This window comes from Streptomyces sp. NPDC091281 (genome assembly GCF_044757425.1).
GTDB lineage: Bacteria > Actinomycetota > Actinomycetes > Streptomycetales > Streptomycetaceae > Streptomyces.
The window spans coordinates 250,860-264,700 of sequence record NZ_JBIVUY010000001.1; the positions used below are offsets into that span (position 1 = coordinate 250,860).

The following is a 13,841-nucleotide window of genomic DNA, read 5'->3' on the forward strand; positions in this document are numbered from 1 at the left end:
TCGGTCTTGCGCCACATCTACCGCTGCCCGCTGCGCTGGGCGGACATGGACGCCTACGGGCACGTCAACAACGTGGTCTTCCTCCGCTATCTGGAGGAGGCCCGGATCGACTTCCTGTTCCGCCCGGAGAAGGACTTCCAGCAGGGGTCCGTGGTGGCGCGCCACGAGATCGACTACAAGCGGCAGCTCGTCCACCGGCACACCCCGGTCGACATCGAACTGTGGATCACGCAGATAAGGGCCGCGTCCTTCACCATCACCTACGAGGTGAAGGACGGTGACACGGTCTACGTCCGCGCGTCCACGGTGATCGTGCCGTTCGACTTCGCCCACCAGCGCCCGCGCCGGATCACCGACGACGAGCGGGCGTTCCTGGAGGAGTACCGGGACGACGGCGAGAAGGCCGGCGACAAGGAGGCCGTCGCCGCATGACGGTGCTGCACCTCGCCGACGAGGGGGAGGCGGCGGATCTCGCGGCCTTCCTCTCCCGGCTGCTCCACTACGACCGTGGAGCGGCGGTCCGGCTCCAGGCGTCCGGCACCGCGCTGGCCGTCTTCGGCCGGCCGCCGTCCTTCGAGGTGCTCGCCGTCCGCGCGGTCCGGCTCGCCAAACCGTACGAGAACGGCCTGGAGTCCGGACTCGACGTGACCGTCTCCGCCGGGGAACTGCTGGAGGGCGTCGACGAGCCGGCGGCCACCGCCGCCGTGCCGGGCGCGGTCACCGGGCCGCCCTGGGCGGGCGTCCTCCCGCCGCGCGGCGGCTGGCGGGCCGAGAGCGGCCTCCCGGCGCCGGACGCCCTGCGCGCCCTGGTCGGCGCGGCCGTCGGCGAGTTCCGGCGGCGTACGGAGCAACTGGCGCCCGAGCGGCGTACGCGCGCCGAACTCGACCGGATCGGGCGGGAGATATGGTCCCGCACCGTCGGTGACACCGGGCTGCCGGTGCGGGTCGTGCACGCGGCCCAGTCCCTCGGCTTCCTGCGTCCGGGCACGGCACCGGCCCCGCCGCAGACCCCCGCCGGGCTGTTCTCCTCCGGCGCCTGGCTGCGGCTGCGCACGCCCTACGGCTCGGTCGCCGTCCGCCGGACCGGCCTCGGCGCCGGGCTGGGCGGCCTCAGCGTCCGCTGAGACCCGCCCGGCGCCCGGTCGAACACCGGCTCAGTCCGCGGTGTTGATCATCGAGGCGGCGGCGTACGTCAGGTAGTTCCACAGCGTCCGCTCGTGCTCCTCGGACAGGCCGAGCCCGTCCACCGCGTCCCTCATGCAGGCGAGCCAGGCGTCGTGCGCGGCCCGGTCCACGGCGAACGGCGCGTGCCGCATCCGCAGGCGCGGGTGGCCGCGGTTCTCGCTGTACGTCGTCGGCCCGCCCCAGTACTGCATGAGGAACAGCCGCATGCGCTCCTCGGCGGGGCCGAGGTCCGCCTCCGGGTACATGGGCCGCAGGATCGGGTCCTCGGCGACACGTTCGTAGAAACGGTGGACCAGCCGGCGGAAGGTGTCCTCCCCGCCGACCTGCTCGTAGAAGGTCTGCTCCTGAAGCGTGCCGCGCCGGATCTCTTTCACCCCTCCATGCTCTCAGACGCGTGGACCCAGGACTCCGGCCCTAGGACCACCGACCGGTTCCGGCCACCGGGCCCGGCCCTGCCCGGCCCGTGCCGCCGTTCGCCTTCCGCCCCCGGCGGTCGCACAGTGGAGGCATGGGTACACGCGCTCCCGGACGGTTCGTGAGCGGGGGCCTCGGGGACCTCGCCGTCTCGGCGCGGGCCGGGCTGGTGCGTGAGATCGAGGCGAGCGGTGCCTTCGCGGCCGATCCGGGGTGGCGGGCGGCGTTCGCGGCGGTGCCGCGCCATCTCTTCGTGCCGTACTACTACGTCGTCGGCCGCGCGGGATACGAGCGGCTGCGGGCCACCGGACCCGACCCGGAGGCCCGCGAGCGGTGGCTGCGCGGCGCCTACGAGGACGTACCGCTCGCCACCCGGCTGCGGGACGGGGAACTGCTCTCCTCCAGCAGCCAGCCCTCGCTGATGGCGCTGATGCTGGCCGAGCTGCGGGTGGCGCCGGGGGACCGGGTGCTGGAGGTCGGCGCCGGGACCGGGTACAACGCGGCGCTGCTGGCGTACCGGCTGGGGGAGGAGCGGGTCACCACCGTCGACCTGGACCCGGAGATCACCGCGTCGGCCCGGCGGCAGCTCGCCCGCGCCGGGTACCGGCCGACGGTCGTCACCGGCGACGGGGCCCTGGGGGTGCCCGCCCGCGCGCCCTACGACGCGGTCGTCGCCACCTGTCGGCTGCCCTCGGTGCCGTGCGCCTGGCTCGCCCAGTGCCGGCCCGGCGCCCGCGTCCTGACCCCCCTCGCCACCGGCCTCGCCGCGCTGACCGTGCGGGACGCCGGGCACGCCGAGGGTCGCTTCCTGCACACGCCCGCCTACTTCGTGCCGCTGCGCGGGGCGGGGCGGCACGGGGGAGGGGACGGGCCGGACCCGGACGCCCCCGACGGGGTGCCCCGGCCCGTCCGGGAGAACGATCTGTTCCGTTTCCTGCTGGCGCTGACCCGCGGCACGCTCGACCCGTGGGAGGCCTACGCGCTGTGGGAGCGCGAGGGGCGCCCGGCGCGGGACCGGTACGGCGTGACGGTGGACGCCACCGTCACCCCCGCCGTCGACGGGATCGGCCGTGGGACGGGCTGGGCCTGGCTGGACGATCCGGAGGGGCCGTACGCCTGGCCCCTCCCGTGAGCCGTCGGACCCGCCGCGGGGAGCGGGGTCAGCCGCGGCGGACCGTGATGGTCGTCCAGGCGCCGACGTGCACCCGGTCGCCGTCCTGGAGCGGTACCGGGACGAACGGCTGGATCGGCTCGTCGGAGCCGTTGACCGTGGTGCCGTTGGTGGAGTTCTGGTCGACGACCGCCCAGCCGCCGTCGGGCTGCTGCACCAGCACCGCGTGCTGGTGGGAGACGCCCGGGTCCTCCGGCGGCACCGACAGGTCGATGTCGGGGGTCTCGCCGGTGGAGTGACGGCGGCGGCCGATGGTGATCTGGTTGCCGCCGAGGGCGCGCTGCTGCTCCGGGGAGTACGCGGGCAGGTTCAGCCCCGTGGCCTCCGGGCCGGAGCGCTGCATCATCGCCATGAAGTACTCGCGGTCCGGACCTATGGTCGCGGTCCAGGTCGCGGGGCGCTGCTGCTGCCCGTACCCCTGCGTGGGCGGGGGCGCCTGCTGGGCGCCGGGCTGCGGATAGCCGTAGCCGCCGCCCTGACCGGGGCCGGGGCCCTGACCGGGGCCGCCGCCGTGGCCGGGCGGGGAGAGGACCCAGTCGTCGTCACCGCCGCCGAAGCCGGAGCCGGGCGGCTGCGGGCGACCGGTCTCCTGCGGATAGCCGGGGGGCGCCTGCGTCTGGTAGCCCTGCGCGCCGCCGGGGCCCTGCTGCGGGTAGCCCTGGGCGCGGGACGGGTCGGGGCCGTAGCCCTGCGGGCCGCCCTGCTGCCCCGGTTGCCCCTGCTGACCGGGCTGGCCCGGCTGGCCGTACGGGCCCGGTCTGCCGCCCTGCGGGCCGCCGCCGGGGGGACCGAAGGGGTCGCCGGACGGGCCGCCCGGACCGGCGGGGCCGCGTCCGAAGGGATCGCCGCCGGGGCCGGGGCCCCGACCGGGGCCGCCCGGACGCTGCGGCTCCCCGCCGAAGGGCGGGATCGGCTCGGCGGGACGGTTCACCTGGGAGGGCCGGGAGCCCTGGTACTCGAAGGAGTCGCCGCCGTAGGAGGGGGGCGGGGGCTGGTAGCGGCCACCGCCCTGACCGGGACCGCCGGGACCGCCGGGGCCGCCTTGTCCGCCGAAGGCGCCGGGGCCGGGCTGGGTGACCGGCGGGCGCGGGGCGGCCGGGGTGTACGAGGTGGCCGTGTTGGTGAGGAAGTTCCACCGGCACTCCTCGCAGAACGGAGCACCGCCCTCACGGGGCGTACGGCACTGCGGGCACAGCTCGGGGTCGCCGCCCGGCACCGCGGACAGGTGCCGGCCGTCGGGACGGCCGCCGCCCTGCGGGGGCGGGAAGCCGTACCCGCCACCGGGCGGGGGCGGCGGGGGCGGAGGTACGGAACCGGCCATGCGGTGACCGCAGACCTCGCACCAGTCGTCGGAACCCGACTGGTGTCCGTTCGGGCAGGTCGGCATGTCGGCGCGTCCCCCTCTCCTTCTGTTCCCTCTGTGGCCTGCCGCGGCCCGCGGACGCGGGCCGTGCTGTCCCCGGGCCGCGCTGTGACCGGTCCGGGCTCTGTCCGGTCCTGGCTACTTCTTCACGCGGACCGTCTTGGTGGACCGGGTCTCCAAGGTCATCTCGTCGGCCTCGGCCACCCTGGCCTTCAATCGCACAGTACCTGTCGCGGCGTCGACCACGTCCACCACCTTCGCAAGCAGTTTCGCAGTATCGGCGTTCCCCGAGACGCTGGCGAGCTGAACGGCCCGGCCCAGTTTGGCCGTTGCTCCATCCATATCGCCCGCTTTGCGGAGGTCCAGTCCCTGCTGGATGACCTGCGCCAGTTCGGCCTGCCCGGTGTAGTGGGCGACCTGCGGGTTGATCGACGTCGAGGCGCTCATGTCGTCGGTCCACACGGCCCGTACGAGGCCCTGGGCGCCGAGGTTGCGCACGCCGCCGTCGGCCTCCGGGACGACCAGGGAGACCCGCGCGGCCAGCATCTCCTGGCCCAGCGCGGCCACCGGGACCTCGACGCACACGTGGTAGTCACGGGACTCGTCGCCCCAGGAACCGGTGGGGTAGTCGCCGGAGCGGGGGCCGGACTCGGTGCGGCGGTCGGTGAGTTCGCCGACCGTCGGGGCGACCTGCTTGACGAACTTGACGGTGGTGCCGACCGGCGTCCACAGCCGCAGGGAGACGTCCGCGACCTCCTTGCCCATGGCCGCCTCCATCATCCCGGTGAAGTCGGCGGCGAGACCGGCCGGGTCGGCGACGATGTCGGCGGTGCCGAGCAGGGCGGAGGCGACCCCTGTGACTTCTTTCACTTCCCAGTCGGTGCCGACGCCGCGGGCGTCGCAGGTGAAGCGGCCCGCGCAGGCGTCGAGGGCGGCCCGGAGGTCCTGCGGTGACTCGTGTTCGTTGCGGCCGTCGGTGAGGAGGATGCCGTGCCGGATGGCGACGTCCTCGGAGGACAGCAGCCGGTCCGCGAGCCGCAGCCAGGTGCCGATCGCGGTGCCGCCGCCCGCGCTCAGCCGCCGCAGGGCCTGCTTGGCCTGCTCACGGGTGGCGGGGTCGGCGACCGCGAGCCGTCCGCCGCCCGGATAGACCTCGCGCGCGATGTGGGTGCCGTCGATCACGGCGAAGCGGGTGCCGTCGCGGAGGGTGTCGACGGCGGCGGCCGTGGCGTCGCGGGCGTTGCGCATCTTGGTCGGCGGGTAGTCCATCGAACCGGAGCAGTCGACCATGATCGCCACCGCCGCCGACGGGCCCTGGCCCGCCGTGTACTGGTGCGGGGCCGCCACGGGGCTGCCGACCGTGCCGCCGCCGGTGGCGGTGACCGTGACGATCGCGTTGACCTCGCGCCCGCCCTCCGGCAGGTACTCGTTCTGGTAGACGTCCACCGAGAACTGCGGCACGTTCGACTTCGAGAAGTTGGCCATGACTGCTCACATCCCCCTGGGGAGCCCCGTGGCGTACGGGGCGACGACGGTGGGGCGGACCGGTCCCCTCCGGTCCTCCCGTGGCTTCCCCCGCCGCTCCGGGCCCGTGCCGCGGCCCCGTGCGGGGCGCGCGGCCTGCGGGCGGGCCGGGGCGCGGGTGCGCGGCCTCAGGCCGATCCTGCCCCCTGCGCGGGGGCGGGGAACGGCAGGACGGCCACTGTTACGTTGTCGTGGCCCCCGCCGTCCAAGGCGTGTCCGAGCAGGACACGCGCCGCGTGCAGGGGCCGGGCGGCGGCGTCGGCGGGCAGCACCGCCGCCATCTCCTCGGCGCCCTCGGCGTAGTTCCACAGCCCGTCGGTGCAGACGAGGACCACGCCGGGCCGGTCCGGTTTGAACGCGGCGGTGTGCGGTTCCAGTTCGTAGGCGTCGGCGCCGAGCCAGCCGGTGATCGCGTGGGCCCGCTCGTCGGCGTAGGCCTCGGCTTCGCCCATGAGGCCCGCGGCGACCATCTGCGCGGCCCAGGAGTCGTCCTCGGTGAGCCGGGCCGGTGGCGCCTCGCGGTCGTCGGGGACCCAGTAGACGCGGCTGTCGCCGACCCAGCCGACGACCAGCAGTCCGGCGGTGACCACCGAGGCGACCAGGGTGCAGGCGGGCGCGTTCTGGTGCGGGGCGTGCTCGCGGGCCGTGGCGGGCTCACCGGCCAGCGCGTTCACCGCGCGGGAGGCCGCCAGGATGCCCTCGTGCAGGGCCTGCTGGGGGTGGGTGCCCTTGGGCAGGGCGGACATGACGCTCCGGCCGGCCGCGCGGGCGGCGGCGGCCGAGGCGTCGTCGGGGCGGGTCGCGGAGGACACGCCGTCGCAGACGATCGCGACGAGCGCGGGTCCGCCGTCGGGCAGCGCGGTGTGCCCGATGGCGAAGGCGTCCTCGTTGCGGTGGTGGCGCAGGCCGCGGTCGCTGACGGCGGCGATCGGGCCGGACTCCTGCTCCATGTGGTCCCGTTCGCGTGGTTGGGCGTGTCCGCAGTTCTCGCAGTAGCCGTCGCCGTCGACCCGGCCCGCGCGGCACGCCACGCAGACCTTCGCCGCTCCGGCGGCCACCCGGGGGTCGGGCGCCTGGAGGGCGTACTCGTCGGGGGCCGCGGCCGGTGCCGTGGCCTGCGGGGGCACGGCGGCCTCCGGCGGCGCGACGGCGGCGGGCGCTGCCGCGGATACGGATGAGGGGGCGGATGCGGGTGTGGGGTCGGGGGAGGGGGCGGCGGGCCGGTCGAAGCGGGTGCCCGCGAGGGACTGTCCCGCCCCGTTCATGGTGAGGGTCGGGGTGTCGACCGGGCGGGGCGGCACGGCGGACAGGTCGACGCCGCACGCGCCGCAGAAGCGGTCGGCCGCGTCCAGCGGCTCCGCACAGCTCGGGCAGGTCGGCAGCGCGGCCTGCCGGGGCATCTGCGACATTCGCCTACACCCACGTCCGGGGGCGGTAGCGATTGGCACGTTCCACCAGGTCGATCCTCTCCTCACCGCCGGTCGCCAGCCGGGCCAGCGTGCGGTACGAACGCTCCAGGCCGAAGCGCAGTCCGCGCTCGTCCAGGTCGCTGCCGAGCAGCGCCCGCCGGGCGCCGGGATCGGAACCCCGGCCTCCGGAGAGTATCCAGTCGAGGGCGCAGCCGAGGACCTCGGCGGACAACTGCTCCCGCCGCGTCGGGTCCAGCCCGTACGCCTCCAGCGCCTCGATCTGGGCCGCCGCGGCGGCCAGGTCCTGCTCGAACGGTACGTCGGCCGCGGCGGCCGTCCGCCGCCGCAGCCGGGCGCGGACGGCGGCGACCCGGGCGGCGGTGTAGTGGATCGACGCCTCCGGCACCGACTCCAGCGCCTGGACGGCCCCCGCGCGGTCGCCCGCGGCGAGGCGGACGCGGGCCAGGCCGAACGCGGCACTCACATAGCTCGGGTCGGTCGCCCACACCAGGCGGTAGTACTCGGCGGCGTTGTCGAGCTGGCCCAGCACCTCGGCGCACAGGCCGAGCGCCAGCTTCGGCGCGGGCTCGCCCGGGAAGGCGTCGTAGATCGCGTCGAAGGCGAGGGCGGCGGCCTCCCGGTCGCCGGTGACCAGCGAGGCGATGCCCCGGTACCACACCACCCGCCAGTCCTCGGGCCGTTCGCCCTCCAGTTCCGCGAGGACGGCCGTCGCGGCGCCCGCGTCGGCGTTCTCCAGGCGGGCCCGGATCTCCCGCAGCCGGGTCTCGGCGGAGGCGGCGGGCGCGGCGGCGAGGGCGGTGATCAGCTCGGCGGGCGCGGAGGCCAGCAGACCGGCGAGGAAACCGGCGTTGGGGTCGGCGGGGTCGACGTGCGGCACGGGCAGGGCGAGCGCGGCGGCCGGGGCGGGCACGGGCCGCACCAGTCCGGACGCCGTGGACCCGGCCCCGGCGGGGGCCACGCCGGGGACCGCGGGGAGGGCGCCGCCGGGGGCCGGGGCGGACGGCTGTACGCCGGTGGCGGCGGCGGTGCCGTTGCTCGACCCGGTGCCGGTGCCGGTGCCCGTGCCGTTGACGGAGCCGTTGCCCGTGGCCGGGTGGACCGGTGGGGTGGCCGCGCCCGCGGCGAGGGCCGTGGCGGGGACGGCGCCCAGGGCGGTACCGGCGGGCACCGGGGTGGCGAGGGGAGCGGCCCGGCGACCGCCGCGCCGCAGCGGTGCCCGGCGCGGGCCCAGGCGGGACACCTCGCCGTCCAGCCGCGGGAACAGCTCGGTGTCGGTGACCTTCACCTCGGGGCCGAACAGGGTCGACAGCGCGGGCCGGGCCCGCCCCGACTGGAGCGAGACCACCTCGCGCAGCACGCCGGTGAGCTGGTCGGCCATCTCCTGCGCGGAGCCGAACCGGCGGGCCGGGTCGGGGTCGGTGGCGCGCACCAGCAGCCGGTAGAACGACTCGTAGCGGCGGAAGACCTCGATGGAGTCGGGGTCGGGCAGCGAGTCGGCGTAGACCGTGGTGTAGCCCTGGAAGTCGAAGGTGAGGACGGCCAGGGTGCGGCCGACGGTGTAGAGGTCGCTGGCGACCGACGGGCCGACCTCGGCGACCTCGGGCGCCTGGTAGCCGACCGTGCCGTAGATCGCCGACTCGTCGTCGTCCATGCGGCGCACGGCGCCCATGTCGATCACCTTGAGCTGGTCCTCGGTCTGGATCGCGTTGTCGACCTTGAAGTCGCAGTAGAGCAGGTTGCGGCTGTGCAGGTGGCCGAGGGCCTCCAGCGCCTCGATGCCGTACGCGCAGGCCTGCTCCACCGGCAGCGGGTCGCGGCGGCCGTCGGCGGCGCGGCGGTCGTTGGCGATCTCCTTGAGGGACTTGCCGCCCACGTACTCCATGACGATGTACCCGTCCAGCGAGCCGGTCCGCTGGTCGAGGTGCTCGACGAAGTTGTAGATCCGCACGATGTTGGCGTGCTCGATCTCGGCGAGGAAGCGCCGCTCGGAGATCGCGGCGGCCATCGCGTCCTGGTCCCCGGTGTCCAGCAGGCCCTTGAGGACGACCCAGCGGTCGGCGACCGCGCGGTCCACGGCCAGGTACACCCAGCCGAGGCCGCCGTGCGCGAGGCAGCCCGCGACCTCGTACTGGCCGTGCACGACGTCCCCGGCGCCCAGCTTCGGCACGAAGGAGTACGGGTGGCCGCACTTGGTGCAGAAGCCCTCGGTGCGGCCCGTGGTCTCGCCGCGCGAACGGCCCACGGGGGCACCGCAGTCGGAGCGCGAGCAGAACCGCTTGCGCTCGGGCACCTCGGGGTTGTCGAGGACCATCGCGCGCGGGTCGGGGCGCGGCACCTGCGGCACGGTGACCAGTCCGGCGCCGAGCCGGGCCCGCCCGGAGGTGCCGGTGGTGGAGCCGGAGCCGCGCACCGACACCGAACGGCCGCTCGCCCGGCCCGACAGCGACCGCGACAGCCGCCCGGAGACCGAGCGGCGCGAGCGCGAGGACTGCGAGGACGTCCGGGTGGAACGGGCGCTGCGCGAACTGACCGGCGAACTCCCGCCGCTCGCGCCCCTCCTGGAGGCGCCGGTCCCGCCGCCGTCCCCGGCGGCGCCGGGCGGGACGACGGGAGCCAGCCCGCAGGTGTCGCAGTACAGCTCGCCGCCGCCCACGTCCTCGTACGACCCCTCACAGCCGGGGCGTTGGCAGGTCTGCGCGGTGGCGGGGGCGGGGGACGCCGGGGCCGCGGAGGCGCTGCCCCCGGTCCCGGTGCTTCCGGTCCCGGCGGTCCCCGTCCCGGTGGCTTCGGCGGGGGCGAGTCCGCAGGTGTCGCAGTACAGCTCGCCGCCGCCCACGTCCTCGTACGACCCCTCGCAGCCCGGTCGGCGGCACGTCTGCGCTGCTTCGCTCATGGCCTCTGCTCCCCCCTGTGGTCCTGAGGTCCGCCCTGCTCGGGCACGCGGGGCGCCGCGAGCAGTTCGGCGGCCGCCCGCTGGTAGCGCAGGACGGCCTGTTCGGCGACGCGCAGGTCGCAGGGCGCGCTCCACAGCATCCGCCGGGCGGCGTCGTAGCGCTCGATGAGGAACGGGTCCTCGGCGAGCCCGTGCCGGGCGACCTTCGCCTTGTACGCGTCGAGTCGGCCGCGCAGTTCCGCGCGGACCGCGAGCGGCGCGGTGACCGCGGTCAACGACTCGCGGGCGCGCAGCAGTTCGTCCTCGGCCTTCTCCTCCAGCGACTCCAGCAGCGGCGACAGCCGGTGCCACTGGGCGTGCCTGCGGTACTCGGCCGCCGTCGCGAGCTGCTCCTGGAGCGCGATCGGCGGTCCGCCCACCACGGGCACCTCGGTGGCGGCGATCTTCGCCAGCACCTCACCGCGCGCGGTGCGCGCCTCGGCGAGGGTGCGGTCGGCGCGGCTGAGCACGTCCCGCAGCCGCACCAGCCGCTGTTCGGCGTCCTGGCGGACCGTCAGCACCGCGTCGATCTCGCGGCGGACCTCCTCCAGGGCGCGCGCCTCACGGTCGTAGACCGTCGTGTCGGGGTGGCCGCCGCCGGGGGCCGCGCTGCCCTGCGCGGGCACCCAGAAGGCGAGCGGGTCGGAGATCACCCGCTCGCGCAGGGCGGTCAGCGAGCGGGTGATGGTCTCCAGGTCGTCGCCCGACGGGTGTTCGCCGGGCCGGACGCCCACGGAGTGCGCGAGGGCGCGGGTGCGCTGCAACTCCGCGGCCAGTAAATCGATCCGGGCGGGCAGCGCCGACCAGACGGCGTCGGCGGCGACGACCATGTCCAGCGAGGAGGCGTACAGCGCGTTCATCCGCTCGACGAGCGTGGTGAGCGAGTAGCTCTCGCTGAGCCGGCCGGTGCCGTGCAGGGTGGGGGCGAGGGCGGTGGCGGGGCTGCCCGCCGCCCCGGCGACGGTGACGGACTCGCCGCGCAGCAGGTCGGTCAGCTCCGTCAGGTCCTCCCGGCTGGACCAGCGGCGCCGGGAGCGGATGTCGCGCGCGGAGCGCAGCGCGTCGCTGTAGGCGTCGAAGTACGTCCAGAGCAGGGTGATCGACGCCTCGGCGGCGCTCCAGCGTTCCTGGGTGACGCCGGTCAGCGCGGCGCCTTCGAGGAGTCTGCGGCCCGCGTGGTCCTGGAGGGCGAGCAGCGAGGTCTCGATCGCCTCGTGCTCCGCGCCGAGCCGCGCCAGCGCACGGTCGACCTCGTCCCGGTCCATCACCGGCCCGGGGGGTCCCGTGACGCCCATCGATCACCTCTCGCTGCTGCCGTGTCGGTCTGTCGCCCGCTCTGCCGTCCCGCCGTCCGTCGTCGTCCGCCGGGTCACCCGGTGCGCAGGTACTGCGGCGCGGGCGGGCGGGCGGTCGCCGCGTCGTCCCCCAGTGTCGCCGACAGCCACTTGTCGTACGACGCCTGCCAGCCGTCCGCCCGGTACGCGACCAGGATGCGGTTGACGCGGCGGACGAGGTCGTCGGCGTCCTGCTTCATGGCCACCCCGTAGTACTCGGCGGTGAAGGGGGCGCCCTTGAGTTCCACCGTGGGGTCCTGGGCGGCCTGGCTGGCGGCGAGGGCGCCGTCGGTGACGACCGCGTCGACCTCGCCGAGCTGGAGCCGGACCAGGCAGTCCAGTTGGTTGGGGACGGTGGTGGAGATGTCGGCGCTGGCGGGCAGCTTGCCGCTCTGCCGGTCGGCGGCGAGGCGGCTGTTGGCGGTCGAACCGGTGGCGGTGCAGATCTTCTTGCGGGCCAGGGAGCCGTCGTAGCCGGTGATCGTCGAGGACTTGGGGGCGAGGACCTGCTGTCCGGTCCTGAAGTACGGGGCGGAGAAGGCGACGTCCTTGATCCGGTCGCAGCTGATCGTCATGGTGCGGACCACCATGTCGACGCGGCCCTCCTGGATCGCGGGGACGCGCTGGTTGGTCGGGATCGCCTTGAACTGGACGGCGTTCGGGTCGCCGAGGAGGTCCTGGGCGATCCGGCGGACCAGGTCGATGTCGAAGCCCTCCAGCGCGGCACCGGTGTTGTTGGGGTCGCGGTAGCCCCAGCGGTAGCTGTTCTGGTCGACGCCGACGACGAGTTTGCGCTTCTCGCCGGTGCGGGAGGTGATCGCGTCGATGGTGGGCCCGGAGGCGGCCGACGGCGCGAGGGTCTGCTTCTCCGGGGCCTCGCAGTCGGCGTCCACGGCGGGGTTCGCCGAGGCGACGCCCGGACCGCCGGTGCCGGTACTGCCGTCGCCGCCGGACTGGGCCCACGGCAGCAGCAGCACGAAGGCCAGCGCGAGGGCACAGACGACCGCCATCGCGCCGACCCCGCCCCAGCCCCTCAGGCCGGCCCGCACCCGTCGCGCGTGCATCGTCACGTCCCCCTTCCCGCTGCCGGTGTTCCCGCTCTGCCCGTGCTCGCCGTTCGCCGCGTTCACCGGTACTCCGACAGCCTGCGGCCTATGCCGAGGACCGCGCCCGCCGCGCCGAGGACGGTGAGGACGGCCGCGCCGAGCGGCAGACCGCCCATCGCGTCGAGGCCGCCGCGGGCCGCCTGCCTGAACTCGTCCTGTTCGTGGTCGAGGGCGGTCGCCAGGCTGGCGTCGACGCCGTCGAAGCACTCGCCGGTCGCGCCCTTGCCGCCGATCACCAGGTCCAGCGCCTGCGCGTAGTTGCCGCTGTCGTCCTGGGCGCGGGCCGCGGTGTGCCGTTTGCGCCACTCCGCCATGTTGCTCTCGGCGGTGGTGACGGGCTTCTCGCCCGCGCTGTCGTCGGCCAGGTCGGCCGCCGCCGCGAGGCCCTTGTCGAGGGTGGCCATCTCGGTGGTGAAGTCGTGGTCGTAGGCGTCGAGGGTGTCGTCGCCGACCTTGACGGTCTCGGCGCCGCGGGCGACCAGGGTGAGGTTCTCGTTGCCCCGCGCCTTGAGGGAGGCGATGCGCGCGTCGTGCAGGACGTCGAGGGAGCGGACGCCGTGGTCGTAGGAGTCGTGCAGTCCGGAGCGGGCCACGCTGTGTCCGGCGACCAGCCAGAGCAGCACGATCGCGGAGGCCGTCGTCGCGGCGACCAGACCGTGGTTGAGGACCCGGTTGGTGCGGCGGTAGGTGCGGTGCTGGGCCCAGCCGAGGGCGGCCAGCGCCAGGACGCCGAGGGCGATGGCCGCCCAGGGGTACGGCTCGGCGGCCGCGTAGTCCGCCCGCAGGCGCTGGTTCTCCTTCTTGTAGAGGTCCTCGGCGGCCGGGAGCATCTCCTTCTGCATCTTCTGGTTGGCGTACCGCAGATAGGCGCCGCCGACGGGGAAGCCCTGCCGGTTGTAGGTGCGGGCCCGCTCGACCAGGCCCTTGTACTCCGGGAGCAGGGTGTTGAGCCGGGTGATGGCCGCCGAGGACGGGGAGCCGGGGTCGGAGTTGTTCGCCGCGGTGACGAGCTTGGCGGCGGCCGAGTCGATGTCCTTCTCGTACCGCTCGCGGGACTCGGGGGTCTCCTGGCCGCCCGCCAGGAAGCCGCTGGAGGCGGCCGTGTTGGCGTCGGCGAGGGAGCGGTAGATGTCGGCGGCGGCGGAGCTGAGCGGCTGGCTCTTGTTGAGGACGTCGTCGGCGGCGGCCGCGCGGTCGGTCATCTGCCAGGCGGTGACGGCGCCGAACGCGAGGACGAGGACCGCCAGCAGGGCGCCGATGACGCGCAGCCGGCCCGGCTCGGTGGTCGCCGCCGAGCGCAGCTGGTCCACGCCCTCGGCGAACGCCGTGCGGCGGCTGTCGGGCGGCGGTGCCGTCCTGGTCATCGGCGGGTGTGCCACGTG

General features: G+C 75.3%; 11 protein-coding genes. 3 read left to right on the top strand and 8 right to left on the bottom strand.

Annotated elements, in window-relative coordinates; genetic code table 11:
* Positions 1-6 precede the first annotated feature (6 nt).
* Both ACIQPQ_RS01165 and ACIQPQ_RS01170 read left to right on the top strand, forming a co-directional pair.
* Positions 7-432 carry an acyl-CoA thioesterase gene (locus ACIQPQ_RS01165; protein ID WP_401298115.1) on the top strand — a complete coding sequence of 142 codons (426 nt, stop codon included), beginning with the start codon at positions 7-9 and terminating at the stop codon, positions 430-432.
* Complete coding sequence (locus ACIQPQ_RS01170; protein WP_401298118.1) at positions 429-1,124, top strand: hypothetical protein; 696 nt, start codon at positions 429-431, stop codon at positions 1,122-1,124. Before ACIQPQ_RS01165 ends, ACIQPQ_RS01170 begins: the two co-directional genes overlap by 4 nt.
* Positions 1,125-1,154: 30 nt before the next feature.
* Here the strand turns inward: ACIQPQ_RS01170 and ACIQPQ_RS01175 are convergent, their stop codons facing one another.
* Complete coding sequence (locus ACIQPQ_RS01175) at positions 1,155-1,559, bottom strand: globin (RefSeq protein ID WP_401298121.1); 405 nt, start codon at positions 1,557-1,559, stop codon at positions 1,155-1,157.
* 134 nt (positions 1,560-1,693) lie between these two features.
* On the opposite strand from ACIQPQ_RS01175, the gene ACIQPQ_RS01180 reads away from it, so the two are divergent.
* On the top strand, positions 1,694-2,731 hold the full coding sequence (locus ACIQPQ_RS01180; RefSeq protein WP_401298123.1) for a methyltransferase domain-containing protein: 1,038 nt from the start codon (positions 1,694-1,696) through the stop codon (positions 2,729-2,731).
* Positions 2,732-2,759: 28 nt separating this feature from the next.
* On the opposite strand, the gene ACIQPQ_RS01185 is transcribed toward ACIQPQ_RS01180, so the two are convergent.
* The 7 genes from ACIQPQ_RS01185 to ACIQPQ_RS01215 all read right to left on the bottom strand — a co-directional run bounded on the left by ACIQPQ_RS01185 (position 2,760) and on the right by ACIQPQ_RS01215 (position 13,823).
* Positions 2,760-4,157: an FHA domain-containing protein gene (locus ACIQPQ_RS01185; protein WP_401298125.1), complete on the bottom strand. Its 1,398-nt coding sequence runs from the start codon at positions 4,155-4,157 to the stop codon at positions 2,760-2,762.
* A 114-nt stretch (positions 4,158-4,271) separates the two neighbouring features.
* Complete coding sequence (locus ACIQPQ_RS01190; protein WP_401298128.1) at positions 4,272-5,618, bottom strand: VWA domain-containing protein; 1,347 nt, start codon at positions 5,616-5,618, stop codon at positions 4,272-4,274.
* 167 nt (positions 5,619-5,785) lie between these two features.
* A complete protein-coding gene (locus ACIQPQ_RS01195) occupies positions 5,786-7,066 on the bottom strand; it encodes a protein phosphatase 2C domain-containing protein (protein WP_401298131.1) in 1,281 nt (426 codons plus the stop codon).
* A gap of 4 nt (positions 7,067-7,070) precedes the next feature.
* Positions 7,071-9,980, bottom strand: a complete 2,910-nt coding sequence (locus ACIQPQ_RS01200) for a tetratricopeptide repeat protein (RefSeq protein ID WP_401298134.1) — start codon at positions 9,978-9,980, stop codon at positions 7,071-7,073.
* Positions 9,977-11,314 carry a hypothetical protein gene (locus ACIQPQ_RS01205; RefSeq protein ID WP_401298137.1) on the bottom strand — a complete coding sequence of 446 codons (1,338 nt, stop codon included), beginning with the start codon at positions 11,312-11,314 and terminating at the stop codon, positions 9,977-9,979. The genes ACIQPQ_RS01200 and ACIQPQ_RS01205 overlap by 4 nt, the downstream gene beginning before the upstream one ends.
* A 74-nt stretch (positions 11,315-11,388) precedes the next feature.
* Positions 11,389-12,417 carry a glutamate ABC transporter substrate-binding protein gene (locus tag ACIQPQ_RS01210; protein WP_401299555.1) on the bottom strand — a complete coding sequence of 343 codons (1,029 nt, stop codon included), beginning with the start codon at positions 12,415-12,417 and terminating at the stop codon, positions 11,389-11,391.
* 62 nt (positions 12,418-12,479) lie between these two features.
* Positions 12,480-13,823: a hypothetical protein gene (locus tag ACIQPQ_RS01215; RefSeq protein WP_401299558.1), complete on the bottom strand. Its 1,344-nt coding sequence runs from the start codon at positions 13,821-13,823 to the stop codon at positions 12,480-12,482.
* Positions 13,824-13,841: the final 18 nt, after the last annotated feature.